Below are 24,646 nucleotides of genomic sequence, written 5' to 3'. Positions count from 1 at the left end.
ACCGTAGAGGAGCGCGCCGACAAATCCGTAGGATCCGGGGAATGATCGACACGGGGGGCGGGCGGACGTGGCGGCGCGGCGACGTCGTCCTCGACCTCTACGAGGTCCTCGACGTGGTGGCGAGCGGCGGGATGGGCCTGGTCTACCGGGTGCGGCACCGCGGGTGGGACGCCGAGCTGGCGATGAAGGTGCCCCGCCCCGAGCTGGTCGGGTCGCAGGCCGAGCTGCGCGCGTTCGAGGACGAGGCGCAGACCTGGGTCGGGCTCGGCCTGCATCCGCACACGGTGAGCTGCGCGTACGTGCGCCGGCTCGGACCGCTGCTCGGGGTGTTCGCCGAGTGGGTGGACGGAGGCAGCCTCGCCGAGGCGGTCCGGGACGGCCGGCTGCGCGACCCCGACCCGCGGCGCGCGACGGCCCGGATCATCGACGTCGCGGTCCAGTTCGCGTGGGGGCTGGACCACGCGCACCGCAGCGGCCTCGTCCACCAGGACGTCAAGCCCGCCAACGTGATGCTCACGCGGGACGGCACCGCCAAGGTGACCGACTTCGGCCTCGCCAAGGCGCGCGTCCGCGCGGGTGAGGACGGCGTGCCGCGCCCCGACGCCGATCCGCTGGTCAGCCTCGCCGGGATGACCCCGGCGTACTGCTCGCCCGAGCAGGCGCTGGCCGCGGAGGACGGCCGCACGCCGATCACCCGGGCGACCGACGTGTGGTCGTGGGCGCTCAGCGTCCTGTCGATGTTCACCGGAGGCCCGCCGGTCCGGTTCGGCGCCCTCGGCGGGAGGGCGTTCGAGGAGTTCGCGGCGCGGGCGACGGGCCTGCCGCCGGCCCTGCTCGCCCTGCTGGGCGCGTGCCTGCGGCCCGACCCGGCCGCGCGCCCGGACCGGATGGACGAGGTGGCGGACGAGCTCGCCGCCGTCTACGCGCGGGTCGCGGGCGTCCCGTACCCGCGTGCGCGGCCCCGCCCCGCCGCGCAGCGCGCCGACGGCCTGTCGAACCAGGCGCTGTCCATGCTCGACCTCGGGTACCCGGCGGAGGCTGAGGCGCTGTGGGAGCGGGCGCTGGAGACCGATCCGCGCAACCCGCACGCCGTGTTCGACCGGGGCCTGCACCGCTGGCGCGCGGGACGGCTGAGCGACGCCGAGCTGGTCGCCGAGCTGGAGGCGGTCCGCGCGACCCACGCGGGCGACTGGATCGGCGACCACCTGCTCGGCCTCGTCCACCTGGAGCGCGGCGACCCGGCCGAGGCGGCGCCCCTCCTCGAAGCGGCGGTGCGGCGGGCGCCGCACGCCCCCGAGCCCGCCGCCGCGCTGGAACGCGCCCGCCGGCTGCGCGTGCCGGGGCCGCCGGTCGTCCTGGAGGGGCACGCCAACGGCGTGAGCGCCCTCGCGCTGGGCGCCGGCGCGGCGGTGAGCGGCGGGCGGGACGACTCGTCCAACCCCCCGCCGGGCTCCGAGGGCGGCACCGTCCGGATCTGGGACCTCGCCTCCGGCCGCTGCCTGCACGCGCTGCCGGCGCATCCGGGCGGGCTCGCCGGCGGGGTGAGCGCCGTCGCGCTGAGCCCCTGCGGCCGGTTCGTCGCGTCGGCCGGCGCGGACGGCTCCCTGCTGCTGTGGGACTTCCGCGCGGGGCGCGTCCTGCACCGGTTCGAGGTCCAGCCGAGCAGGGTCGTCTCGCTCGGCTTCTCCGGGGACGGCTCGCTGCTGGTGTCGGCCACCGAGGGCGGGGCCGTCCGGGTGTGGGCCACGCTCGGCGGACGGTGCGTGCACGCGCTCCAGAACGAGCAGGACCTCGATCGCGGCTACGCCACCGCCGTCGCGGTGACCGGCGACGGCGGGCACGTCGTGAAGTGGGAGCCGACCACGATGCGGCTCCGCGTCTGGGAGACCGGCTCCGGCGGGCTGGTGCGCACGATGCCGCTGCCGGGGACTACCGTCGCGCTCGGCCCCGGCGGGCGCGTGGCGCTGGCGGTGTCGGACGCTGAGCAGCGGCTGGTGGACCCCGTCGCGGGCCTGCCGCTGCGGACGGTCCGCTTCCCCGTCGGCCGGGGCGCGCGGTTCGCGGTGAGCGGTGACGGCGCCTGGGCGCTGACGGGCGGCCTCCAGCTGTGGGACCTCGACGAGGGCCGCTGCCTGCGCACCCTGTCCGGCGACGGCGGCTCCCTGACCGCGCCCGTGCTGAGCGGCGACGGGCGGCTCGCGCTCACCGCGGCGGGGCGGACCGTCCACGCCCGGCGGCTCGGGCCCGCCGGGCCGCGCGCGCCGTGGAGCCACGCCCGGCCGCGCGGGGCGGCCGAACTCGCGCGCGAGGCGGACACCGCCGCCCTCGCCGCCGCCCGCGCCCGCGACCACGCCGGGCGGGGCGACTGGGCGTCGGCCGCGGCGGAGATCCGCGCCGCGCGGAGCGTCCCCGGCCACGAGCGCAACCGCGAGCTGCTCGACCTCTGGCGGGCCGCCGGACGGCACGGCCGCCGCACGGCGGTCCTGGGCGCCTGGGAGGCGCGGCCCCTCCCGGACACCGGGGGCCGCGCGGTCGGCGGGAGCGCGCTGAGCCGCGGCGGCGTCCTCGCCGTGCGGTTCGGCGGCTGGTCCGAGGTGTGGCTGGTGGACGTCGAGACCGGCGAGCACCTCCACACCCTCCACGTCGGCGGGACGTCGGTCGGCGAGGTGGCCTTCACTCCGGACGGGACCCGGCTGCTGACCGGCGCCAGCGACGGCAGGGTCCGGGTGTGGGACGTGGCGTCCGGCGCCTGCGTCCAGGTGCTCGGCGGGCACCGCGCCGAGGTCAGGGCGCTGGCGGTGAGCCCGGACGGGCGGCTCGCCGCGTCCGGCGACGAGCACGGCACGGTCCGCGTCTGGGACCTGGCCGGGGGCAGGCGAAGGCACGTCCTCAAGGGCCACGACGGGATCGTGTTCAAGGTCGGGTTCGGGTCGGGGGGCCGCACCCTTCTCGTGGGCGACTTCCAGCGGGTCGTGACGCTGTGGGAGCTGGACGGGGAGCGCCGCCACATCCTCCCCGGCCGGACGCCCGCCGCCATGAGCGGCGACGGCCGCACCGTCGTGTCGTGCGGGCACACGGTCGGGACGCTGTGGACGTCGGACGGGACCACGGGCGAAGGCACGGGCTATGTCCGGGGCCCGTCGGAGGAGCTCGCGTCGATCGAGGTGGGCGACGACGGCGGCATCGCCGCCACCGTCGGCCCCGGGCACGCGCTGCGGGTCTTCGACGTGCGCGCCGGGCGCCTCCTGCACCGGCTGTCGGACTCGACCGTCTGCCTCGCCCTCGCGGGCGGCGGGCTCGCGGTGTCCGGCGAGGCGGACGGGACGGTGCGGGTGTGGGACCTGCACGCCGGGCGCCGCCTGCACGCTTTCGCCGCGCACACGACGGCGGTCGAGTGGATCGGCATCACCGCCGACTCCCGTATCGCGATCACGCGAACCCGGGACCACGGTATGCGCGTCTGGGAACTCGACTGGGACTACACGCACTGAAGGGAACGGGAGCACCATGCTTCTCAGCTGTTCGGGTTGGGCCTGCACGCGCCTCATCTCGGTCTCGAAGGTGCCGGGCGGCAATCCGGTGGCGCGGCAGGACCCCGAGGGGTTCGCCGTCGAGTTCATGATCTGCGATTTCTGCGGCGAGAACTTCTGCGACCGGTGCCACGAGCCCGGCTCCCGGCTCCGCGCGCCGCGCTGCACGTCCTGCGGGGGCAAGCTCGTGCCCGGCGCGAGGCTGGAGCAGGTGAGCGGCCGCGCCCGCCCGGCCGCGGCCCAGCACTACTCCCAGGCCGTGCGGCTCATGGAGGCCGGCCGCTTCCTGGACGCGCTGCCGGAGCTGGACGAGGCCGTCCGGCTCCGTCCCGAGTACGCGGCGGCGCACCGCGTGCGCGGCATCGCGCTCAGCGGGACGGGGCGGCACGCCGAGGGCCTCGCCGCGTTCGAGCGGGCGCTCCAGCTCAACCCCTCCGACGTGGTCGCGCACGTCGAGAGGGCCGGGACGCTCCTGCGGACGGAGCGCCCCGCCGACGCGGTCGCCGCCTACGACCAGGCGATCGCCCTGCGGCCCGCGTACGCCGCGCCGCAGATCAACCGGGCGATCATCCTCATGGACGGCGGGCGGGACGCGGAGGCGCTGGCCGCCGTGGACCGCGCCATCGCGCTCCTCGCCTCGGGAAACGCCGTCGGCGCGGGCCGCTACGACCTCGCCTCCGCCCACAGCGTCAAGGGCGCGGCCCTCGTCAAGATGGGCCGCTACGAGGAGGCCCTGCCCGTCATCGACTACGCCATCGACAACGGCCCCGACTCCTGGAACGACCACTACAACAAGTCCTACGCGCTGGAGCGGCTGGGCCGCTACGACGAGTCGGAGAGGGCGCGCGGCATCGCCGACTCCCTCCGCAACTCCTGAGCGAAGCGAGCCGGCCCGGGGGTGGGACGATGAAAGCCGGACCTGCCGGGGAGGGCGCGTGGAGATCGGGGACGGGACGCTGGCCGTGGGCGCCGGGCGGCCGGAGGCGGAGAACTCCGCCCCCGCGCTGCCCGGCCCGGTGTTCGCCGCGCACTACCACCTGGCCGGGGAGGCCGTCGGGCCCTACACCTACGGGCGCGACTCCAACCCGACGTGGACGCTGCTGGAGCGGGCGATCGGCGAGCTGGAGGGCGGCGCGGAGGCCGTCGCGTTCTCGTCGGGGATGGCGGCGGTGGCGAGCGTCCTGCTGTCGCAGGCCGGCTCGGGCGACATCGTGGTCATGCCCGACGACTGCTACTACACGGCCAGGGCCCTGAAGGAGCGGCTGGAGTCCTACGGGGCAGAGGTCCGGATGGCGCCGACCGCGGGTGACGCCCAGATCGGGCTGCTGGAGGGGGCGCGGCTGGTCTGGCTGGAGACCCCGTCCAACCCGAACCTGGACGTCTGCGGCATCAGACGGATCGTGGAGGCCGCGCACCGGGCGGGCGCGCTGGTGGCCGTGGACAACACCCTCGCCACGCCGCTCGGGCAGCGGCCGCTCGACCTCGGGGCGGACTTCTCCGTCGCCAGCGACACCAAGTCGCTGACCGGGCACGGGGACCTGCTGCTCGGCCATGTCGCGACGCGCGACCCGGAGCTGGCGGACGCGGTCCGGTTCTGGCGCAAGACCGTCGGCGCCGTGCCCGGGCCGATGGAGGCGTGGCTGGCGCACCGGTCGCTCGCCACGCTCCACCTGCGGCTGGACCGGCAGACGGCCAACGCGATGGCCGTGGCCGAGGCGCTGCGGGGGCGTCCGGAGGTGTCCGGGCTCAGGTACCCGGGGCTGCCTGACGACCCGGGGCACGAGGTCGCGGCCCGGCAGATGCGGCGGTTCGGCTGCGTCGTGTCGTTCACGCTGAGGGACGAGGCGTCCGCGGAGCGGTTCCTCGGCTCCCTGCGGCTCGTCATGCAGGCCACCAGCTTCGGCAGCGTGCAGAGCTCGGCGGAGCGGCGCGGCCGCTGGGGCGGTGACGCCGTGGCCCCCGGCTTCATACGCCTGTCCGCCGGCGTCGAGGACACCCGCGACCTCGTCGCGGACGTCCTCCAGGCCCTGGCCGCGGCCGGGCGGTGAAAATCGGATGATCGGCGCGGGCGGCCGCCGCTAGCGTGACCGCCCATGGACGACGCGCGGGCATTCCTGGAAAGCGGTGACATCGCCGGACTGATCCGGCATTTGCGGTTCAACGCCGAGACCATGGAGCCGGGCGAGGTCGCGCGGCTCATGGAGGGCGCGGCGGCCGTGTCCGGCTTCGACGACATGCGCGAGGCCGCCGCGGCGCTGGCCGTCCGGCAGGAGCCGCAGCAGCTCTACGACTTCGGCTACGCCTGCATCGAGCGCGGCGTCGCCTTCCTGGCGGTCCCGGCGCTGCGGCGCGCGCTGGAGATGATGCCGGACGAACCCGTCCTGCTGATGGAGTTCGTGTCCGCGCTGGAGCGCGAGAACCGGCACGCCGAGGCCGTCGCCGCCCTGGAACCGCGGGTGGACGCGCTGGACCCGTGGCCCGCCCGGTACCTGCTGGCCTACAACGCGCTGTTCGCCGGGGACGTCGACCGGGCCGCCAGCGAGGCGTCGCGGCTGCCGGCGCCGGGCGCGGACTGGGCCCCGGCCCGCGACCGGCTCGCGCGGATGGTCTCGCGGGCGGTGGCGGCTCGGGCCGCGGGCCCGCTCGACCACCGCGACCTGCGCGGCTGGCACTTCGCGCTCGGGGGCGGCGTCCTCGCCACGCTCTCCCCGTACGGGTTCGAGGACGGCATGACGGGGCGGTACGCCTACACCTCCGACAGCTTCGCCACGTGCAGGCGGACCCTCGACCGCGTGCGGCTCGTCCTGGACGCGGCGGGACGGCGCCCGACGTCCGTCGGCCTGCTGCCCGACCGGTCGAGCCGGATCCTGGGGCTTGCGGCGGCGCGGATGTTCGGCCTGCCCGCCGAGCCGTTCGCCCCGGACCGCCCCGGCGCGCTCGTGGTCGCCTACGACCTGAACGAGACGGACCCGGGCGGCCTGCACGAGCGGGCCGAGGGTCAGGTGCTGTTCGAGCACGCCTCGTGCTGGACCGACCCGCCCGCGGTGAGCGCCGACGTCACCGGGTTCCTGCACCAGATCGTGGTGTCGCCGTGGGGCGAGCAGCTGCGGTTCGCGAACGGCGGCGAGCCGGAGCGGGCCCCGGCGGACGAGCGCCCCGCGGAGGAGCTGGCCGCCGAGATCGTCGCCGCCGATCCCCTGGTGGACGACGGTGACGGCGATGCTCCGCCGGACCCCGACGAGCGCCTGGCGGGCTTCGTCCGGGCGGTCGCCGGCCACTGGCTCACCGGGCCGAGGGACATGGTGCACTCCCCGGGCCCGGTACCCAGCAGCCGCTTCGCCTAAGAGGCGGTGAGGCTCGTCAGGTCGGCGAGCAGTTCGGAGAGCAGGACAGGGTCCACGCCGGCGAGCCCGTCCAGGATGATGCTGGACGGGTCGCCGGGCGCCGTGCCGACCCACACCCGCTCGATCGTCTGGACGGGGTTCAGGTCGACGAGGCCCACCGCGATCCCGGGACTCAGGTCGACCACGACGGTGACGCCGGGCGCGAGCGTGCAGGAGATCCAGTGCTCGATGCCGTTGTCCTGCGGGGCGCCGCGCTTCCACGTCGTCCGGGTGAGGCCGAGGAGACCGCCGGTCGGAGCGGTCAGGCCCTCGAAGCGTTCGAGCCTGCCGTTCTCGCCCTCCCCGTCGGCGAGCGCGTGGACGGGCCGTCCGAGCTGCGGGAACGGCTGGAGGATCTCGTAGTCGGCGAACACCCGCGCCCACGCGGTCACCGACTCGCCCAGGAGCACAGGATGGGCGATCCGCACGCCCGCCGAAGGCGATGGCTCGACGGTCTCGTCGTGGAGGTCGGCGAACGTCCGGTCCTCGGCGATCCGGAACGCCCGGCCGCCGCTCAGCCAGACCAGCCGGCGGGCGAGGTGCAGCATCAGCGGGTGCGCGACGACGAACTCGGCGAACTCGGCGCGCGTCCATTCGCGGCCCGCGACCATGGCCGACTCCAGCCGGGCCACCTCGGTGGAGGCGACCGCGCGCACGTCCTTCCTCAGCTCCGCGAACCGCCGGTGGGCGGCCGCGGCCAGGTCGGGATCGTCCTTGGCACCGGGTTTCGGCAGGGCCTTGCGGCGGACACCGCGCTCGTCGGACACCTGCGGCTTGAGCTGCTCGTCGAAGCCGACGGTGAAGCGGCGCGGCCCGTAGTCGAGCGTCAGGGTGCCACCGGCGTCCAGGCCGAAGCCGGGCACGAGCCGGTCGGCGAGCTGCTCCGCCGTCAGGCCGCGCCGCTCCGCGATGTGGGCGAGCCTCCGCTGCGCCTCACCGCGCAGCCCCTTGTACCGCGACTTGCGCGCGATGCCGTTGAGGTTCATCAGGGCGACGTCGGTGCCGATCGCGGCCAGCGCGTCGAGCCCCTGGACGGCGCTGCTGTATCCGCCGCTGCGCCCCGGCCACTCCTTGACCAGCGGCGCGAGGCGGCGGACCGTGCCGTCGTCGCCGAAGCGGCCGAGGGCCGCCAGCACGAACCCGCTGCGGTTCGGCATGCGGGCCTCCTGCCACGCCTCGAACAGCGCCCAGGCGAACGCGGTCAGCGACTCCGGCTCGCAGACCTCGGCGGCCGCGTCCACGACGCCGGTCGCGTCGAGGCGTCCGCCCGGGCTCACCGTCAGGGCGAGCAGCAGGGTGCGGGCCGCCTCGCGCGGCAAATCCCCGCCGTCCCGCAGGACCGGGCGGGGCAGCGCGCCGGCGTCGAGCCACTTCGGCAGGGACGGCGCCCTGACCGGCGGTTCGACGGGCGCGGTCGCGGGCGGTGCGGCGGCGAGGAGCCTCGCGACCGCGCCGGCCGCCTCGTCGCCGTGGACGCGGGCGGCCGCCACGACATCGCCCTTGATGATCCGCAGCGCCTTCACGGCATTCCGGCGCGGCCCGGCGCGCTTGCCCAGCGCGTCCGGCACCAGGTACGGGACGGCGGCCGGGCCGTGCCGCTCGAACCACGCGTGCGCGAGATCCTGCGCCGACTTCAGCCGGTAGAGCCAGTCGGCGACCATGCGGGCCACGCCGGCGGACAGGAGCGGCAGCACGACCGGGCCCGTCCCGTAGGGGTTCTGCTTGGCCAGCCGGACGGCGACGTCCCAGGCGGCGGTCTCGAAACGCGCCACGATCGGCTTGAGGGAGTGGGCGAAGTCCCACGTCACGTGCGGCTCCCACCCGGCCAGTAGCGGCCGCGCGAGATGCTCGGGCGCCTGCGCGAGGAAGCCCGCCCGCGTGGGCTCGTAGCCCATCCGCCCGTCGCGGAACTCCTCGGCGGCCTCCTCCCATTCGCCGTCCCGCCAGGACCCGTAAGGGCGGACGGCGGCCCATTCCTCGCGCTCGCCGGGCCCCCAGACGACCGCGCGGCCGTCCGGCGCCGCCAGGCCCGGGACGGTGACCGGCTCCTCGCCGGAGGGCGGGGCGGCCGGTCTGCGCGCCCACGGCGGGTCCAGGAGCGCCTTCGGCAGATCCATGGGGTTCTCTTTCTCAGGTCAGCGTCGCCAGGTCGGCGAGGATCTCGGACACGGTGATCGGGTCGAGGCCGGCGAGGGAGGCCGTGGCGGCGCCGCCGTAGCCCACCTGCTCGCGGCGGTCCACCACGCCGACCCCCCGCAGCGTCTGCTCGGGCAGCGCGTCGACCGCCCCGGCTCCGATGCCGGGATCGAGGTCGATGACGACGTACCGGCCGCCGGGGAGTCCCCGGGAGATCCACGGCTCGATGCCCGCGTCCTGCGGCGCACCGCGCTCCCAGCCGCGCGAGGTCAGGCCGAGCACCTTGCCGACCGGGACGGTGAGCCCCTTGTAGCGCCCGAGCCCGCCGTCCGCGTCGGACGGGCGATGGACGGGCCGTCCGAGCTGCGGGAACGGCTGGAGGATCTCGTAGTCGGCGAACACCTCCGACCAGGCGGCGAGGGAGCCGTCGAGGTCGAGCGGGTGCGCGACCCGGACCTCCGCCGAATCTGGGAGGGTGATGGCGTCGTCCTCGACGTCGGCGAACGTGCCGTCCTCGGCGACGCGGAACGCGGTCGTCCTCGCGCCCTCGCACGCGAGCCACACGAGGCGACGGACGAGGTGCCGGACGAGCGGGTGCCCGACCAGAAGCTCCCGGAACTCCCCCGCGGACCACCGGCGCTGCGCGACCATGGCCGCCTCCAGGCGGCGGAGTTGCGCGGAGGCGACGGCCCGCACGTCCTTCTTCAGCGTCGAGAACGCCTTGTAGGCGGCGGGGGCGAGCTCGGGGTCGTCGTTGGCGCCGGGCTTCGGCAGCGCCTTGCGCCGGGCGCCGCTCTCGTCGGCCACGTAAGGCTTGAGCTGCTCGTCGAAGCCGACGGTGAAGCGGCGCGGACCGTAGTCGAGCGTCAGGGTCCCGGCGGCGTCCAAACCGAAGTCGGGGACGAGCCGGTCGGCGAGCTGCTCGGCCGTCAGCTCCAGCCCGGCGGCGACCTCCTCGATCTTCTCCCGCGCCCTGGCCTTGAGCGCCTTGAACTTCATCTTCTGGGAGATTCCGTGCAGGTGCATGAGCGCCACGTCCGTGCCGATGCCGGCGAGGACGTCCAGGCCGGTGACCGCCTTGGCGTGCCCGCCGACACCGGGCCACTCCCGGATGACCGGGGTCAGGCGGCGGACGGTCTCGTCGTCGCCGGTCAGGCCGAGCTGCGTCAGCGCCCATCCCTCCTTGGCCGGCGCGCCCACCGCCTCCCACCGCCGGAAGAGGCCCCAGCCGAACTCGGCGAGCGAATCCGGATCGCACAGCTCGCGGACGACGTCCACACCGGCATAGACGTCGCCGGGCCTGGACATCGCGAGCATCGTCACCACGTGCCGCGCGGCGGCGTCCGGCAGCGCCCGCTCCCGGCCGCGCAGCAGGATCTGCGGGAGCACCCGCGGGTCGGCCCAGTCACCGACGGGTGGCGCCTTCGCGGGCAGGACGTCGAGCGGGTCGATCGAGACCAGCGCCCCGACCGCGTCCGCCGCGGCGTCGCCGTGGACGCGGGCCGCCGCGACCACCGCCTCCACACCGTGCCGCTCGGCGACGAGGCGCAGCGCGGCCTCGGCGGCGCGGCGCTGCGCGCCCGCCTTGCCCACCGCGGACGGAACCAGGGACGGAACGGCGGCCAGACCGTGCCGCCCGAACCAGACCCGCGCCGTCCTGCCCGCCTGCTTGAGCCGGACGAGCCAGTCGGCCATGAGGCACGCGACCTCGTCGCTCAGGAACGGCAGGAGGACGGCTCCCGCGGTCGCGGGGGCGCGCCGGGCCGCGAGGAGGGCCGGGGCCAGCGCGTCCACCTCGAAGCGGGCGACGACGACCCGCAGCGCCTCCTCCATGCGCCACGCGTCGGGCGGCTCCCAACCAGCCAGGAGCGGGCGGACGAGGTCCTCGGGCGCTTCGACGAACAGCACGAGCTGCTCAGGCCCGGACAGCGCGCCGTCCTTGAACTTCTCCGCATGGGCGGGCCATTCCATGCGATTCACCCATCGCCACATGTGGCGGAGGTCCACCGTCCAGGCGTCCCGCTCACCGGGCTTCCAGGCGATGAGGCGCGTGCCCGGCGGCTCCAGGCCCTTGATGACGACGGGCTTGGACTTCCTGCGGGGGCGGGTCCACGGCGGGTCGGCGAGCAGCGGCGGCAGCGCGTCGGCGGACGCCTCCGGCACCCGGACGATGGACTCGCGGATCGCCTCGACCGCCGCGCGCGACTCCTCCGGCAGCTCCGGCAGCATCTCCTCCGCCAGGTCGGGATGCAGGAGCAGCTGCGTCCGCAGCACATCCCGCACCTCCGGCCTCCGCACGTCCGGGCTGAGGAGGCGCAGCGCCCGCCGCGGGGACCTCCGCGCCGCGTTGATCAGCGCGGTGAGGCCGTCCCTGTAGCGGGCCCGGTCCACGAGCATCCGGAACGCCTCGTCCTCGGGCAGCCGGGCGAGCACGTCCAGCAGGAACCGGTACTTCTCGGCGTCGGTGTACCCGCCTGACAGGGCCTCGGCCACCAGCGGCACCGCACCCGACGGCCCGACGCCGTCCACGAGGGTCGCGATGACGCTCGGCGTCCGGTCGTGGTAGCGGAGCGGCAGGGCCGCCGGGTCGGCCTGCTCCGGCGCGCCGAGCGAGCAGAAGATCATCCACCGGCGCCTCGAGTAGGGCGGCAGGGCGATGATCTCCGGTTCGGCGCGGACCTCGTCGACCCAGTCCAGCCGGGTCGGCACGAGATAGGAGACGGCGGCCCGCTGCAGCGGCGTCCGGCGCCGCCCCGCCAGCGCCTCGACGGCCGCGGCGTACACGTCGTCGTCGGCGGCGGCCAGCAGGGCACGCAGGGGCCGTGCGGCGTCCTCCGTGGCCCACCACCCGCCGTGGGGGTCGGACGGACCGGCCCAGCGCACCCCGTCCCAGGTGACCGTGTTGCCGATCTGCCGGTAGTGGGCCGAGACGCGGCTCAGCTCGGCGAAGGCGCAGGCGGTGAAAGGCAGCCCGTGCTCGGTGGCCCACGCGTCCCGGAACAAGGCCTCCCGGGCGGTCTCGCGGACGCCGCGCCTGGCGACGGACGCGACGACCGCCGCCCCCAGCGCGTCGGCCTCGCCCTTCAGGTGGGCGCGGCCGTGCTCGGCCAGTTCGGCCTCCGTGCCCGGCGACGCGAGAACCTCCTCGACCTCGGCCCGGGCGGACTCCACCAGCGCCCGCGCCTCCCCGACCGCCCCGGGGTCGACCCGCACCTCCGGCCACGGCCCCGGACGATCACGGCGCGGATGCGCGATCCGACGCCACTCCTCCGGCATCACCCAGGTGCTCTCGTCGGCCGCCACCGGCCCCGCAGTCGCCATGACGCCACACCGTAAGGGAGATCACCGACAAAGGGATCAAGAACCGGAGCGCATGTCCCGCTCCACGGCGCCGGCGGCCTTGCGGGCGGCGATCAGCACCGGGTCCCAGACGGGCGCGAACGGCGGCGCGTAGCCGAGGTCGAGGCCCGTCATCTCCTCGACCGTCATCCCGTTCCACAGCGCGATCGCCAGGCCGTCGATGCGCTTGGCGGCGTTCTCCTCGCCGACGATCTGCGCGCCGAGCAGCCGCCCGGACCGGCGCTCGGCGATCAGCTTGGTCGTCATCGCGGCGCCGCCCGGGATGTAGCCGGCCCGGGTCGTGGACTCGACCGCCACGCTCAGCGTCTCGAACCCGGCCGCGGCCGCCTCGGCCTCGTTCAGGCCGGTCCGCGCGACCTCCACGTGGCAGATCTTGGAGACGGCGGTGCCGATGACGCCGGGGAACGTGGCGTAGCCGCCGCCGACGCCGATCCCGGCGACGCGGCCCTGCTTGTTGGCGTGGGTGCCGAGCGCGATCGCGACCGGCGCGCCCGAGACCAGGTGGCGGGTCTCGACGCAGTCCCCCGCCGCCCACACCCGCTCGGTCCGGGTGCGCATGCGCCGGTCGGTGACGATGCCGCCGGTCGGGCCGGTCTCGACCCCCGCGGCCTCGGCCAGCTCGGAGGCGGGCCGCACGCCGAGCCCGAGGACGACCAGGTCCGCCGGCAGGGTGCGGCCGCGCGTGCGGACGGCGGTGACGCGCCCGTCCGGGGAGGTGTCGAAGCCCTCGACCGGCTCCCCCAGGTACAGCCGCACGCCGATGCCGCGCATCGCGTCCGCGACGATCGCGCCCATGTCGGGGTCGAGGGTGCGCATCGGCTGGTCCGCGAAGTCCACGAGGGACACCTCCAGGCCGCGCATCACCATCGCCTCGGCCATCTCCACGCCGATGTAGCCGCCGCCCACCACGACGGCGCGGCGCGGGTTCCCCTCCTCGACGGCGCGGCGGATCGCCACCCCGTCGTCGAGGATCTGCACGCCGTGGACGCCCTCGGCGTCCGCGCCGGGCAGCCGCGGCCGGGTGGGGACGGCACCGGTCGCGATCACAAGGTGGTCGTAGGGCTCCCAGCGCTCGCCGCCGCCGTCCAGCGAGCGGATCCGCACCCGGCCGCCGGCGGGGTCGATCTCCAGGGCCTCGGTGCGCAGCCGCAGGTCGATGTCGCGCTCGCGGAACTCGGCGGGCGTGCGCGCGATGAGCGAGTCGAGCTCCTCGACCACGCCGCCGACGTAGTACGGGATGCCGCACGCGGCGTAGGACGCGTGGTGCCCCCGCTCCACCGCGACGATCTCCAGGTCGTCCGGACCGCGCAGCCTGCGGGCCTGGGACGCGGCGCTCATCCCGGCGGCGTCGCCCCCGATGACGAGCAGGCGCTCACGTGCGGCCATAGCGGTTCCTCCCCATGCATCCCGTTGATCGGGTCACTCCAGACCGTAGACCCGGCGGGCGTTGCCGGAGGCGACCAGCCCCGCGACGCGCTCGGCGTCCCGGGGCGTCCAAGCGCCGTCCTCCACTCCCCCGGCCAGGAACCCGGCGAGTCCGCGCCGGAACAGCAGCGCCCCGAGATGGTAGAGCTCGGCCAGGCCGAACGCGTCCGAGGAGTACAGCACCTTGCCGAACGGCGCCAGCTCCAGCAGCTCGGCGACGAGCGCGGGCGAGCGGTGCCCGAGGTTGTGGGTCGCCAGGCCCGCGTCGACGTACACGTTCGGCAGCACCTGCGCCAGGTACCCGGCGTGCCGGTGGAACGGGTAGTTGTGCAGCAGCATCGCGGGGGCCGGGTCCATGGCGCGCAGCAGCCCGATCAGCAGCAGGGGGTCGCCGCGGCGCAGGTCGGCGTCCACGTCCCCGTAGCCGACGTGGAACTGGACGGGCAGCCCGGCGTCCACCGCGCACCACACGAGGAAGCGGTGCAGGACCTCGTCGCACACGCGCGGCGGGGCGCCGGCGCTCTCCGCGGCGAGCATGAGCCGGTCGGCGGCGCGGGCGACCTCCGCCTCCGACGGCCGCTCGCCGGACAGCTCCAGCCCGGCCCGGTAGGCGGCGATCGACTTGGCGCCCACCGCGTCCCTGGCGTGAAGCCGGGATCGCACCTCGTCCGCGAACCGGCCCGCCTCGACGCCGCCGGAGGCCACCTGCTCCGCGACCGACTCCAACCGGACGATCTCGTGCGCCGCCGCGCCCGCCAGGCGGCCGAGGCCGGGCGGGTCGAGCATCGCCTCCGGGAGGTAGCCGGTGTCGACGCAGAGCGCGTCGAGCCCGGCGGCGTCCAGGAACCGGCGGTTCACCTCGGCGGCGCCCAGCTCGGCCCGGCGGGCCAGGTACGCGTCCGGCTCGGCGTGCGCGTCCAGGCCGAGGACGGGCGGGCACCAGCGGCGCAGCGCGAAGCCGACCTGGGTGTCGAACATGCTCACTCCGGGCGGGCCCGCGGTCTCCGCCTCGGTGAGCATCTCCTCGAACGCCGTCCGGCCGAGATCCCTGTCGAGGACGCCGTGGCAGTGGTGGTCGACCAGCCGCAGCGACTCCAGATACTCCAGCACGGTTCCCCTCTCCTCGCTGAAACGCGCATCCGTTCTCCCTACGATGCCCTTACGGAGCGTGTTCAGCTCCGCCGCCGTCCGACCGGGAGCCAGCACCGTGGAACCGACCTCTCACACCGCCCCCCGGGGACGCGACGCCGGAGTGCCGGCCCTGGACGGGCACGACCGCGCCCGGTTCGGCGCCCGCGCGGCCGAGGCGGCGCGCAGGCTGGCGGGTGAGGGCATCGTCGCCGTCGCGCTGACGTGGGTGGACGTCAGCGGCATCACGCGCACCAAGACGGTCCCGGTGGAGCGGCTGGAGCACGCGGCGGCGTGGGGCGTCGGGATGTCCCCGGTGTTCGACGTGTTCCTGCTGGACGACTCGATCGTGGCCGGGCACCACATCGGCGGCCCGACCGGGGACCTGCGGCTCCACCCCGACCTCGACCGGCTCGTCCCGCTGGCCGCGCTGCCGGGCTGGGCGCACGCGCCCGCGCTCCGCTACGACCAGGACGGCTCGATCCACCCGCTGGACACCCGGGCCCTGCTGCGCCGCGAGGTCGGCCGGCTCGCCGAGCGCGGCTGGACGGTGAAGGCCGCGATCGAGATCGAATGGGCGGTGTCGGACGGCGGCGGAGAGGAGTTCTCCCCCGCCTGCAAGGGCCCCGCCTACGGGATGACGCGGGTGACGGAGCTGGCCGGCTACCTGCGCGGCCTGCTCGAGGCGCTGAGGGCGACGGGCGTGACGGTCGTCCAACTGCACCCCGAGTACGCGCCCGGGCAGTACGAGGTCTCGGTCGCCGCCGAGGGCCCGGTCGGCGCGGCCGACACCGCCGTGCTCGTCCGGGAGACGATCCGGGCGGTGACGATGGCGCACGGCATGGCCGCGTCGTTCTCCCCCAAGGTCGAGGCCGGCTCGGTCGGCAACGGCGCGCACGTCCACCTCAGCCTGTGGCGCGACGGCGACGCCGACGCCGCGGTGAACGGCGCGGTGAACGCGATGGCGGGCGGCCCCGGCCCGTACGGGATGACGGCGGCCGGTGAGGCCTTCGCGGCGGGCATCCTGCGGCGGCTGCCCGCGCTGCTCGCGGTGGGCGCGCCGTCGGTGGCAAGCTACCTGCGGCTCATCCCGTCGCACTGGTCGGGCGCGTACGCGTGCTGGGGGCTGGAGAACCGGGAGGCCGCGCTGCGGTTCGTCACGGGCGCGGACGGCGAGCGCGCGACCGCGGCGAACCTGGAGGTCAAGTGCCTGGACGGCGCCGCCAACCCGTACCTGCTGCTGGCCGCGCTGCTCGCGGCGGGCCGCGACGGGCTGGGCGCCGACCTGCGGCTGCCGGAGCCGGTCGACGTCGACCCGGCGGGGCTGAGCGAGGAGGAGCGCGCCGCGCGGGGCATCGCGCCGCTGCCCTCGTCGCTGGCGGAGTCGGCCGCCGCGTTCGAGGCCGACGCCGTCCTGCGCGAGGCGCTCGGCGAGGCCGTCACCGACACGGTGGCCGCGGTTCGGCGCGGGGAGATCGCGCTGCTGGACGGGGCGACGCCGGAGCGGGTGGCCGCGGCCACCCGCTGGCGGCACTAGCGGGACCGGAGGGCCGGGCAATGCGCATCACCGGATACAAGAGTCACGGGGTGGCCGCCGCCGCCGCGCTGGTCAACGCCGTGACGAGCGCCGGCGGGGACGACTCCCCCGGCGCGCTGCGCCGCATCCTGCGGGAGAACGGGTTCTTCTGGCAGGAGTTCGAGGAAGCCGACGCCGACGACTTCCGGCGGTGGGGCCGCGTCCTGCGCCCCTTCTTCGACGCGGCCGGGCTGGAGGAGGCGACGGCGCTGCTGAACGGGCTCATGCTGGAGATCCCTATGCATCCGCATTTGTCCGACCACGAACCGCACGGCCTGCACATGCACTACGCGCCGCCCTCGTCCCGGCTGGTGGAGCGGTTCCGCGCGACCACGCTGATGAACCTCGCCGAACTGGTCGTCGAGCACGGGCTCGGCCGGACGGGCGCCTGCGCCGCGGAGGGCTGCGACCGCGTCTACGCCGACACCTCCAGGGCGGGGCGGCGCCGGTTCTGCTCGGAGGCCTGCGCGAACCGCACGAACGTCGCCGCGTTCCGCGCGCGCCGACGGGAGTGACCGCCGACTGCCTGCGGATTCACGGATTTTGTGACTTTTGTCAGCGCCTGTGACCTTTGCCTGCTTGCGGGCATGACAGAGCGCATGTCGCTCGTGTTCTTCCGCCGGCGCTCCGGGCAGGGTGACCGCCGCGACCGCTCGCCGCTGCGCGTGGCGACCGAGACGCGGTCCACCGTGTACCGGATCGCCCGTCTGACGATCACCGCCACGCTGTCGTTCGTGCTGGCCCTCGCGGTGTTGCCGTCCGGAGGGCCGCAGCCGCTGCTCGCCCCGCTGACCGCGCTGCTCGTCGTGCAGTTCTCCGTCTACCAGACGATCAGGGCGGGCATCCTGCGGGTCGCCGCCGTCACCTCGGGGGTGCTGGTCGCGGTGATGGCCGCGAGCACCATCGGGTTCTCCTGGTGGACGCTCGGCCTGACGATCCTCGCGGCCCTGGTCATCGGGCACGTGCTGCGGCTCAGCGAGCACGTGCTGGAGGCGCCGATCTCCGCGATGCTGATCTTCGCGCTGGGGTCGGCGAGCGAGGCGGGCGCCTCCGACCGCGTCCTGGAGACGCTGATCGGCGCGGCCACCGGCCTGGCGGCGACGCTGCTCGTGCCCGCGGTGCGGGTGCGGCCCGCGGAGGAGGCCGTCCAGGACGTCGCGGAGAAGCTGCGGGAGCTGATCGAGGGCATCGCCGAGGGGCTGCGCGGCGAGCGCACCGAGGGGGAGGCGGCCCGCTGGCAGGCCGACGCCGAGCGCCTCGCGCGCGAGATCGGCCGCACCGACCGCGACCTCGGCGCCGCCGAGGAGAGCGTCCGGCTCAACCCGCGGACCCGCGCGCGGCGGCTCATCGACGCGGGGGTGGCGCTGCGCAACGCCATGGAGACGATGGAGCACTTCACGCTGTCGCTGCGCGGGCTGACCCGGTCCCTCGCCGACGACGAGCGGCTCGGCGAGCGGGGCCGGCTGCTGACCGACCCGGAGGTGCGCCGCGAGCTCGGCGACGCGCTGGCGGGAATCGCCGCCAGCATCGCCTCCTACGGCCGGCTGGCCCGCTCCGACCTCACCCGCGACGCCCGGCCGTTCCTCGCCGAGCACGAGCTGGAGGTGCGGGTGGACGTGGCCCGCGAGCGCCGCGCGCGGCTCACCCGGCGGCTGCACGCGCGCGCCGCGGCCGGCGACCTGTGGCCGCTGTACGGGGAGGTCTCCATGGACATCGACCGCCTCATCGAGAACCTGCGCGTCGAGCACCGGGCCCGCGCCCGCGAGCACTGGCGCAGGCACCGCGGCGCCTCGCGGCACCTGCCCGAGCGGCCGGTCCAGGTCGTCCAGCAGGCGGGGCAGCAGCTGCGCCGCGCCGCCGGGTCCGCGGTCGCGGCCGCCGAGCGCGGCGCCGGCGAGATCGAGACGCGCCACCACCGGCCCGGGCAGGGCGAAGACCCGCCCCGGGGGGATTGGGACGGGTCTTCGCGCGGGGCGTGAGGCCCCGGTGGGACGGTCAGCGGAAGGTCGGCTCCAGGACGTCGACGCCGCGGGTGTTGTCGGCGACGTAGACGTACTTGCCGTGCCAGTACGGCTGCCAGGACGCGGCGTCCGCCGGGCGGTAGTAGGCGATCTGGCGCGGGTTCGTCGGGTCCGTGACGTCGAGGAACCGGGTGCCCTGGGAGTAGAACGACTGGGCGATCACGCCGTCGCGCACGTCGAAGTAGTGCGCCGAGCAGTCCGTGCTCTCGGGGTCGCTGCCCTCCTTGCCGGCGACGCCCCACGTCGCGACGGTGTTCAGGCGGAACTTGTGCTCCGGCGTCGACTTCCAGCCCTCGCCGCCGTAGGAGCCCTTCAGCGACGCGATGACGAGCAGGCCGTCGTTGGCGCAGCCGTCGTTGCGACCGGTGTCGATCGGGTGCTTGTACCCGGACTGAACCGGTTGCGTACATGATCGTCCGCTTGTGCGGGCCGCGGCCGTAGTCCATGAACTTGGCTTCCTCCCCGCGCCTGAGGGCGGGGGATTCCCGTGGGTGGGACGCGTTCACGCGGCCTGCCCGTCGGGTGGTTGGCGCTTCGCGGACCGCCCGGCGGCGAGGTCTCCACGCCCTGTGACCGCCAGCCCGGCGGCGAGGATGTTCTTCGCTGCGTTCACGTCGGCGTTGCCGGTGTAGGTGCAGGAGGTGCAGGCGAAGACCGCTTGGCTCTCGCGGGACTTGGCATCCACCAGCCCGCACGCCGAGCAGCGCTGCGAGGTGTACGCGGCGGGCACCCGCACGATGCGGGAGCCGTTGTAGCGTGCCTTGTGTTCCAGTGCCGTCAGCAGAGCGCCCCAGCCCTTGGCGAGGATCGCCCGGTTCAGTCCGGCTTTCTGCCGGACGTGAACGCCAGGCGCCTCGAGGGTGCCGCGCGCTGAGGCGGTCATGCTGCGGACCTTCAGGTCCTCGACGGCCACCAGTTCGTGGTCGCGGGTCAGCCTGTTCGCGGTCCAGGCCAGGAAGTCGGTGCGGCGGGCGCGGACACGGGCGTTCAGCGCGGCGATCCGTGCCCGCGTGGCGGCACGACGGTTGGATCCCTTGCGCTGGCGGGCGAGCTTGTGCTGAAGCCGTTTGAGCCGCGCGGCCTCGCCGGGGGTGATGAACGCGCGGTCTCGCAGATGCCCGTCGGAGGTGGCGACGGCGGCCTTGACGCCGCGGTCCACGCCCACGGCCGGTCCGCCGTTCGGGCAGGCCTCTGCCATTCCGTCCTGGACGCAGAACGAGACGTACCAGCGTCCGCCGTCCTTCAGGACGGTGGCGTTGCGCAACTCGCCGCCCAGCGGCCTGGTCCAGCGGAACCGCACCCATCCGAGTTTGGGCAGCCGCACGCGGCCCCACCGGCGGCAGAGGCGTTCCACAGCGATGTGCTTGGGATCGGGGAACCGAAACGACGGCGCGGTCTTGCTCTTGGACCGCCACCGGACCCTGAACGTGCCGTGGGTCCCGCACGCGCGCTCCAGGTCGCGGAGCGTCTGCTGAAGCGTGTGCGACGGCGCCTCGGCCAGCCACGGGAAGTCGCGTTTGGCCTCGGCCATCTGCCGGGCCTGCTCGACGTAGCCGACAGACGCGCCCCGGCGCCGGTAGGCGCGGCGCTGCTCCAGCCCGACATTCCACACCGTCCGGCACGCGTCGCCGATGAGCCCGGCGAACTGCTCCTGCTCGGGAGTGAGCGCCAGAAGGTAGCGCCGGCCGGTCAGCATTCAACGGCCCTTCTGCTGCTCGACGTAGCGCTCCACCGCGGCCGGCGGCGCGCCACCGACGGTGGCCACGAAATAGGAGTTGGTCCACAGTGTCGGGAGCCGCGACTTCAGGTGCGGGAACTCCTCGCGCAGCACGCGGGAGGAGCGGCCCTTGACGGCCTTCACCAGCCGGTGGACGCCGAACTGGGGATCGACCTCGACCACCAGGTGGACATGGTCGGGCATGACCTCCAACTCCACCAGCCATGCCCCTTTGTCCTCGACGACTTCGCAGATGAGGTCTTTGAGTCGTTCCTCGACCCGGCCACCGAGCACACACCGCCGGTACTTCGGGCACCACACCACGCGGAACGCACATCGAAAGACGACGTTGCCGTTCGACCGCAGGGCTACAGCCACACAAAGACTATAAAGCTGGGAGCTACCTAATGACCGGGAGTCGAGAAGGATGGGCTGACCCCACGACTGAAGCCGGGATCTGCGCCCAAGAATTCCATCAGTGAGATGGCGCCCTTGGCGTCAGCACGCCGCCGACGCGCCACACGCCCTTGACCACCTCGGACGACGCCTTCACCGGCCTGCGGCTGGACCGCCTCACCGTCGAGGACTGACGTAGCCTCGTGATCATGAAGAACGTGCTGATGCTCTGCGGGAGCCTGCGCAAGGGGTCCACGAACGAGGCGGCGCTGCGCACCGCGCGGGCCGTGGCGCCGTCCGGGATCGAGGCGACGCTCTACTCCGGCATGGGCGACCTGCCGCACTTCAACCCCGACGACGACCGCGAGCCGCTGCACCCGGCCGTCGCGGGCCTGCGCGCCGCGATCGGCGCCGCGGACGCGCTGCTGATCTGCACCCCGGAGTACGCGGGCGCGCTGCCCGGCTCGTTCAAGAACCTGCTCGACTGGACGATCGGCGGCGGCGAGATCTACGGCAAGCCGGTCGCCTGGCTGAACGCGGCCTCCCCCGCCGCGCCCACGGGCGGCGGCGACGCGCACGCCTCGCTGCGCAAGGTGCTCGGCTACGCGGGCACCGAGATCGTCGAGGCCGCCTGCGCGCGGATCCCGGTGACCCGGTCCGACGTGGGCGAGGACGGCTTGGTCCGCACCGCGGAGCCGCGCGAGCGGATCGCCGCGGCGATGGAGGCGCTGCGGGACGCGCTCGGCTGACGGCAAGTTTCGGGGCGTACTCCGAAATCCATATGCTGCTGGCATGGAGCAGGACGAGGGGGCGGGCCGGGTGACCCTGGCCCAGGTCGCGGACCAGGCAGGGGTCTCCATCTCGACGGTCTCGAAAGTCCTGAACGGCCGCGAGGACGTGGCGCGCGGGACGCGGCTGCGGGTGGAGCGGCTGCTCGAGCACCACGGCTACGAGCGGGGCTCGCGCGCGGCGACCGAGGCGCCGCTGATCGAGATCGTCCTGCACGAGATCGAGAGCCTCTGGACCATGGAGCTGATCCGGGGCGTGGAGAGCGTCGCGAAGGCCAACGGCGCGAGCCTGGTGCTGACCGAGAGCGGCACCCGCCACTCCCCCGGCCCCGAGTGGATCGGCGGGGTGCTGCGGCGCCGCCCGCTCGGCGTCGTGCTGACCTTCTCCAGCCTCGCGCCGCAGGACAAGAAGCGGCTGCGGTCCCGCTCGATCCCGTTCGTCATCATCGACCCGGCCGGCGACCCCGACCCCGACGTTCCCTCGGTCGGCTCGGCCAACTGGTCGGGCGGCCTCGCGGCGACCCGGCACCTCGTCGACCAGGGCCACCGGCGGATCGCGATCATCACCGGGCCGCCCGACATGCTGTGCTCGGTGGCGCGGCTCGACGGGTTCCGGTCGGCGATGGGCATGGCGGGCCTGGAGGTCGACCCGTCCCTCGTCGCCTACGGCGACTTCCACGTCCAGGGCGGGTTCGAGAAGGCCTCGGACATGCTCGCCCGGCCCGACCGGCCGACCGCGATCTTCGCGGGCAGCGACCTCCAGGCCCTCGGGGTGCTGGAGGCCGCGCGGGTGCACGGGCTGCGGGTCCCGGACGACCTGTCCGTGGTGGGCTACGACGACGTCGCGGTCGCCCCCTGGGCCAGCCCCGCGCTCACCACCGTCCACCAGCCGCTGCGGCAGATGGCGGAGTCCGCCGCCCAGATCATCCTGAGCATCCGCGCGGGCGAGCCGGTCGCCACCCGCATGGAGCTGTCGACGAGCCTGGTCGTCCGCAAGAGCACCGCCCCACCGCCCGCGCACCTCTGACGCGCCCTCGAAACGTTTCGAGCCCCGGCCCGTTCGCGGCTACCGGCGTCCTCCCCCGGCCACCGGCCGCTCCCCCCCCCCCGCCCGTCCATGCCACTCTGACATTTTATGCTTATAATGTCAGAGTGACAGACGCGATGATCGAATCCATCCTGGACGCGGCGTACACGTGCTTCACCCGGCACGGGGTCCGGCGCACCACCATGGACGACATCGCCCGCGAGGCGGGGATGTCGCGCGCGGCGGTGTACCTGCACGTGCGCAACAAGCAGGACGCCTTCCGCCGCCTGGCCGAGCGGCTGCTGGAGCGGGCCATGACCGAGGCCCGGCTCGGCGCGGAGTCCGGCGAAGGGCTCGCGGCGCGGCTCACGGCGGCGCTGGAGGCCAAGCTCGGCCTGGCACTGCGCCTGTGGCGGGACAGCCCCGCCCACGCCGCCGAGCTGCTCGGCGAGGACGCCCGCCTGTCCGCCGACCTGATCGAGTCCTACGACGCGGCCATGCGCGACCTGCTCGCCGCCACCGTCCGCACCGGCGCCCCGGACGCGGACGCCACCGAATTCGCCGAACTCCTCCTCGCCCTGACGCGCGGGCTGGAGGCCGATCTCAGCGACCCCGAGGCCCCGACCCGACGGCTGCGCCACGCCGTGGCGCTGCTCGTGGCGGGCCTGACCCGGCAGCCGCCTCTCACTCCGGAGCAGCCATGACCACCGCAGTCCTGATCACAGGGACCTCCTCCGGCATCGGCCGGGCCACCGCCGAGCGGCTGGCCGCCCGTGCCGACGTGACCGTCTACGCCACCGCCCGGCGGCCCGAGACGATCGCCGGCCTCGCCGAGGCCGGCGCCCGCGTCCTCGCGCTCGACGTGACCGACGACGCATCCATGCGCGCGGCGGTCCGCGCGGTCGAGGCCGAGCACGGGGCGGTCGGCGCCCTGGTCAACAACGCCGGCTACGGCGAGTACGGCACCATCGAGGAGACCGGCCTCGGCGGCGTGCGCCGCCAGTTCGAGACCAACGTGTTCGGCCTCGCCCGCATGACCCAGCTCGTCCTGCCCGGCATGCGGACCGCCGGACGAGGACGGATCGTCAACGTCGGCTCCATGGGCGGGCGGATCGTCTTCCCGGCGGGCGGTTACTACCACGCGAGCAAGTACGCCGTCGAAGCCCTCACCGACGCGCTGCGCTTCGAGGTCGCCCCGTTCGGGATCAAGGTCAGCCTGATCGAACCCGGCCTGATCCGCACCTCCTTCGGCGAGACCGCCGCCCACAGCCTCGCGGGCTCCGCCGGGTCCGCCGGCCCCTACGCCGCTCTCAACGCCGCCGCGGACCGCCAGATGGCCGCCTCCTACCGCAACGCCGCCCTGTCCGCTCCCCCCGAGTCGGTCGCCAAGGTGATCGAGCGCGCCGTCACCGCGGGCCGGCCCCGCTCCCGGTACGTGGTCACCCCCGCCGCCAGGGCCCTGATCCACACCCGCCGCCTGCTCGGCGCCGCCGCCTTCGACGCCTACCTGCGCATGCAGTTCCGCGGCGCCTGAACGAGGGACGGCCCCCCGCCGACTTGAAATCTATAGACCAGTCGGTCTAGTTTGGAGAGCATGACACCTCGGGGCGAGACGCGCGAGCGGGTCCTGCGGACGGCGGCGGAGCTGTTCCAGCGGCAGGGCTACCACGGCACCGGGCTCAACCAGGTCCTCGCGGAGAGCGGGGCCCCCAAGGGCTCGCTGTACTTCCACTTCCCGGACGGCAAGGAGCAGCTCGCGGCGGAGTCGGTGGCGCGGTCGGGCCGCGCGGTGGGCGAGGCGCTCGCCGAGTCCCTCGTCGCGGTGCCGGACGCTCGCGCCGGGCTGGCGGCCCTGGGCGAGCACTTCGCGCGCGCCCTTCTGGAGTCCGACTTCGGGAAGGGGTGCCCGGTCGCGACGGTGGCGCTGGAGACGGCCGCGGAGAGCGAGACGATCCGGGCCGCCTGCGACGGTATCTACACCGAGTGGCAGCGCGGCATCGCGGCGGCCCTGCGCGGTTGGGGCGTGCCGGCCGAGCGCGCCGATCCGCTGGCGGCGCTCGTCCTGTCGTCGGTGCAGGGCGCCGTCATGCTCGCCCGCGTCCGGCGCGACGTGTCCGTCGTCCATGAGGTCACCCGCCAACTGGGCGACCTGGTCTGAG

At 74.9% G+C, this 24,646-nt stretch carries 19 protein-coding genes; 12 read left to right on the top strand and 7 right to left on the bottom strand.

All coding sequences use genetic code 11. From position 1 onward, the window contains the following. The first annotated feature begins 41 nt into the window (after nucleotides 1-41). The 4 genes from FKD65_RS39625 to FKD65_RS39610 are packed head-to-tail and all read left to right on the top strand — an operon-like array spanning nucleotide 42 to nucleotide 6,874. Nucleotides 42-3,491 (top strand): protein kinase, encoded by a 3,450-nt coding sequence (locus FKD65_RS39625; protein ID WP_168221328.1) that lies wholly within the window; start codon nucleotides 42-44, stop codon nucleotides 3,489-3,491. A 16-nt stretch (nucleotides 3,492-3,507) separates the two neighbouring features. Then, complete coding sequence (locus FKD65_RS39620) at nucleotides 3,508-4,407, top strand: tetratricopeptide repeat protein (RefSeq protein ID WP_168221327.1); 900 nt, start codon at nucleotides 3,508-3,510, stop codon at nucleotides 4,405-4,407. Nucleotides 4,408-4,465: 58 nt separating this feature from the next. Next, complete coding sequence (locus FKD65_RS39615; RefSeq protein ID WP_141584614.1) at nucleotides 4,466-5,578, top strand: cystathionine gamma-lyase; 1,113 nt, start codon at nucleotides 4,466-4,468, stop codon at nucleotides 5,576-5,578. A 45-nt stretch (nucleotides 5,579-5,623) separates the two neighbouring features. Next, nucleotides 5,624-6,874: a hypothetical protein gene (locus FKD65_RS39610; RefSeq protein ID WP_141584611.1), complete on the top strand. Its 1,251-nt coding sequence runs from the start codon at nucleotides 5,624-5,626 to the stop codon at nucleotides 6,872-6,874. Here FKD65_RS39610 and FKD65_RS39605 read toward each other — a convergent pair. The 4 genes from FKD65_RS39605 to FKD65_RS39590 are packed head-to-tail and all read right to left on the bottom strand — an operon-like array spanning nucleotide 6,871 to nucleotide 14,944. Beyond that, nucleotides 6,871-9,030 (bottom strand): DUF4132 domain-containing protein, encoded by a 2,160-nt coding sequence (locus FKD65_RS39605; protein WP_141584609.1) that lies wholly within the window; start codon nucleotides 9,028-9,030, stop codon nucleotides 6,871-6,873. The genes FKD65_RS39610 and FKD65_RS39605 overlap by 4 nt on opposite strands. A 13-nt stretch (nucleotides 9,031-9,043) precedes the next feature. Then, a complete protein-coding gene (locus FKD65_RS39600; protein WP_141584607.1) occupies nucleotides 9,044-12,370 on the bottom strand; it encodes a DUF4132 domain-containing protein in 3,327 nt (1,108 codons plus the stop codon). Between the two features lie 36 nt (nucleotides 12,371-12,406). Then, a complete protein-coding gene (locus FKD65_RS39595; RefSeq protein WP_141584605.1) occupies nucleotides 12,407-13,795 on the bottom strand; it encodes an FAD-dependent oxidoreductase in 1,389 nt (462 codons plus the stop codon). Nucleotides 13,796-13,828: 33 nt separating this feature from the next. Next, on the bottom strand, nucleotides 13,829-14,944 hold the full coding sequence (locus FKD65_RS39590; RefSeq protein ID WP_240809834.1) for an amidohydrolase family protein: 1,116 nt from the start codon (nucleotides 14,942-14,944) through the stop codon (nucleotides 13,829-13,831). A 97-nt stretch (nucleotides 14,945-15,041) separates the two neighbouring features. Here FKD65_RS39590 and FKD65_RS39585 point away from each other — a divergent pair, with 97 nt between their 5' ends. The 3 genes from FKD65_RS39585 (at nucleotide 15,042) to FKD65_RS39575 (ending at nucleotide 18,517) form a co-directional block, all read left to right on the top strand. Continuing rightward, nucleotides 15,042-16,499, top strand: coding sequence for a glutamine synthetase family protein (locus tag FKD65_RS39585; protein ID WP_205718424.1), 1,458 nt, complete (start codon nucleotides 15,042-15,044; stop codon nucleotides 16,497-16,499). A gap of 20 nt (nucleotides 16,500-16,519) precedes the next feature. Beyond that, nucleotides 16,520-17,053 carry a CGNR zinc finger domain-containing protein gene (locus FKD65_RS45200; RefSeq protein WP_205718423.1) on the top strand — a complete coding sequence of 178 codons (534 nt, stop codon included), beginning with the start codon at nucleotides 16,520-16,522 and terminating at the stop codon, nucleotides 17,051-17,053. 72 nt (nucleotides 17,054-17,125) lie between these two features. After that, on the top strand, nucleotides 17,126-18,517 hold the full coding sequence (locus FKD65_RS39575; protein ID WP_141584601.1) for an aromatic acid exporter family protein: 1,392 nt from the start codon (nucleotides 17,126-17,128) through the stop codon (nucleotides 18,515-18,517). A gap of 16 nt (nucleotides 18,518-18,533) precedes the next feature. On the opposite strand, the gene FKD65_RS45195 is transcribed toward FKD65_RS39575, so the two are convergent. From FKD65_RS45195 to tnpA, 3 genes are all read right to left on the bottom strand, one after another. Continuing rightward, nucleotides 18,534-18,734: a hypothetical protein gene (locus tag FKD65_RS45195; protein ID WP_205718422.1), complete on the bottom strand. Its 201-nt coding sequence runs from the start codon at nucleotides 18,732-18,734 to the stop codon at nucleotides 18,534-18,536. Nucleotides 18,735-19,061: 327 nt separating this feature from the next. Further along, nucleotides 19,062-20,255 carry an RNA-guided endonuclease TnpB family protein gene (locus FKD65_RS39565; RefSeq protein ID WP_141584599.1) on the bottom strand — a complete coding sequence of 398 codons (1,194 nt, stop codon included), beginning with the start codon at nucleotides 20,253-20,255 and terminating at the stop codon, nucleotides 19,062-19,064. Next, nucleotides 20,256-20,654, bottom strand: a complete 399-nt coding sequence (tnpA, locus tag FKD65_RS39560) for an IS200/IS605 family transposase (protein WP_141584597.1) — start codon at nucleotides 20,652-20,654, stop codon at nucleotides 20,256-20,258. It abuts the gene before it with no gap. Nucleotides 20,655-20,881: 227 nt separating this feature from the next. Here tnpA and FKD65_RS39555 point away from each other — a divergent pair, with 227 nt between their 5' ends. The 5 genes from FKD65_RS39555 (at nucleotide 20,882) to FKD65_RS39535 (ending at nucleotide 24,645) form a co-directional block, all read left to right on the top strand. Further along, nucleotides 20,882-21,421 carry an NADPH-dependent FMN reductase gene (locus FKD65_RS39555; protein WP_141584595.1) on the top strand — a complete coding sequence of 180 codons (540 nt, stop codon included), beginning with the start codon at nucleotides 20,882-20,884 and terminating at the stop codon, nucleotides 21,419-21,421. Nucleotides 21,422-21,464: 43 nt separating this feature from the next. Next, a complete protein-coding gene (locus FKD65_RS39550; protein ID WP_141584592.1) occupies nucleotides 21,465-22,487 on the top strand; it encodes a LacI family DNA-binding transcriptional regulator in 1,023 nt (340 codons plus the stop codon). 125 nt (nucleotides 22,488-22,612) lie between these two features. Next, nucleotides 22,613-23,191, top strand: coding sequence for a TetR/AcrR family transcriptional regulator (locus FKD65_RS39545; protein ID WP_205718421.1), 579 nt, complete (start codon nucleotides 22,613-22,615; stop codon nucleotides 23,189-23,191). Then, nucleotides 23,188-24,021, top strand: a complete 834-nt coding sequence (locus FKD65_RS39540; RefSeq protein WP_141584590.1) for an oxidoreductase — start codon at nucleotides 23,188-23,190, stop codon at nucleotides 24,019-24,021. The genes FKD65_RS39545 and FKD65_RS39540 overlap by 4 nt, the downstream gene beginning before the upstream one ends. 60 nt (nucleotides 24,022-24,081) lie before the next feature. Then, nucleotides 24,082-24,645 carry a TetR/AcrR family transcriptional regulator gene (locus tag FKD65_RS39535; RefSeq protein WP_141584588.1) on the top strand — a complete coding sequence of 188 codons (564 nt, stop codon included), beginning with the start codon at nucleotides 24,082-24,084 and terminating at the stop codon, nucleotides 24,643-24,645. Nucleotide 24,646 lies beyond the last annotated feature (1 nt).

The organism is Actinomadura sp. WMMA1423, assembly GCF_006547145.1.
Taxonomy (GTDB): Bacteria; Actinomycetota; Actinomycetes; order Streptosporangiales; family Streptosporangiaceae; genus Spirillospora.
Note: the sequence above shows the minus strand (reverse complement) of the source record. Positions and strands in the feature narration are given on the sequence as shown.

Excerpts from the sequence above, each read along its gene's own strand:
- FKD65_RS45200 (WP_205718423.1), top strand. The coding sequence starts at position 16,520 with ATGCGCATCACCGGATACAAGAGTCACGGGGTGGCCGCCGCCGCCGCG.
- FKD65_RS39575 (WP_141584601.1), top strand. The coding sequence starts at position 17,126 with ATGACAGAGCGCATGTCGCTCGTGTTCTTCCGCCGGCGCTCCGGGCAG.
- FKD65_RS39565 (WP_141584599.1), bottom strand. The coding sequence starts at position 20,255 with ATGCTGACCGGCCGGCGCTACCTTCTGGCGCTCACTCCCGAGCAGGAG.
- FKD65_RS39625 (WP_168221328.1), top strand. The coding sequence starts at position 42 with ATGATCGACACGGGGGGCGGGCGGACGTGGCGGCGCGGCGACGTCGTC.
- FKD65_RS39610 (WP_141584611.1), top strand. The coding sequence starts at position 5,624 with ATGGACGACGCGCGGGCATTCCTGGAAAGCGGTGACATCGCCGGACTG.
- FKD65_RS39620 (WP_168221327.1), top strand. The coding sequence starts at position 3,508 with ATGCTTCTCAGCTGTTCGGGTTGGGCCTGCACGCGCCTCATCTCGGTC.
- FKD65_RS39535 (WP_141584588.1), top strand. The coding sequence starts at position 24,082 with ATGACACCTCGGGGCGAGACGCGCGAGCGGGTCCTGCGGACGGCGGCG.
- FKD65_RS39555 (WP_141584595.1), top strand. The coding sequence starts at position 20,882 with ATGAAGAACGTGCTGATGCTCTGCGGGAGCCTGCGCAAGGGGTCCACG.
- FKD65_RS39550 (WP_141584592.1), top strand. The coding sequence starts at position 21,465 with ATGGAGCAGGACGAGGGGGCGGGCCGGGTGACCCTGGCCCAGGTCGCG.
- FKD65_RS39540 (WP_141584590.1), top strand. The coding sequence starts at position 23,188 with ATGACCACCGCAGTCCTGATCACAGGGACCTCCTCCGGCATCGGCCGG.
- FKD65_RS39595 (WP_141584605.1), bottom strand. The coding sequence starts at position 13,795 with ATGGCCGCACGTGAGCGCCTGCTCGTCATCGGGGGCGACGCCGCCGGG.
- FKD65_RS39600 (WP_141584607.1), bottom strand. The coding sequence starts at position 12,370 with ATGGCGACTGCGGGGCCGGTGGCGGCCGACGAGAGCACCTGGGTGATG.
- FKD65_RS39605 (WP_141584609.1), bottom strand. The coding sequence starts at position 9,030 with ATGGATCTGCCGAAGGCGCTCCTGGACCCGCCGTGGGCGCGCAGACCG.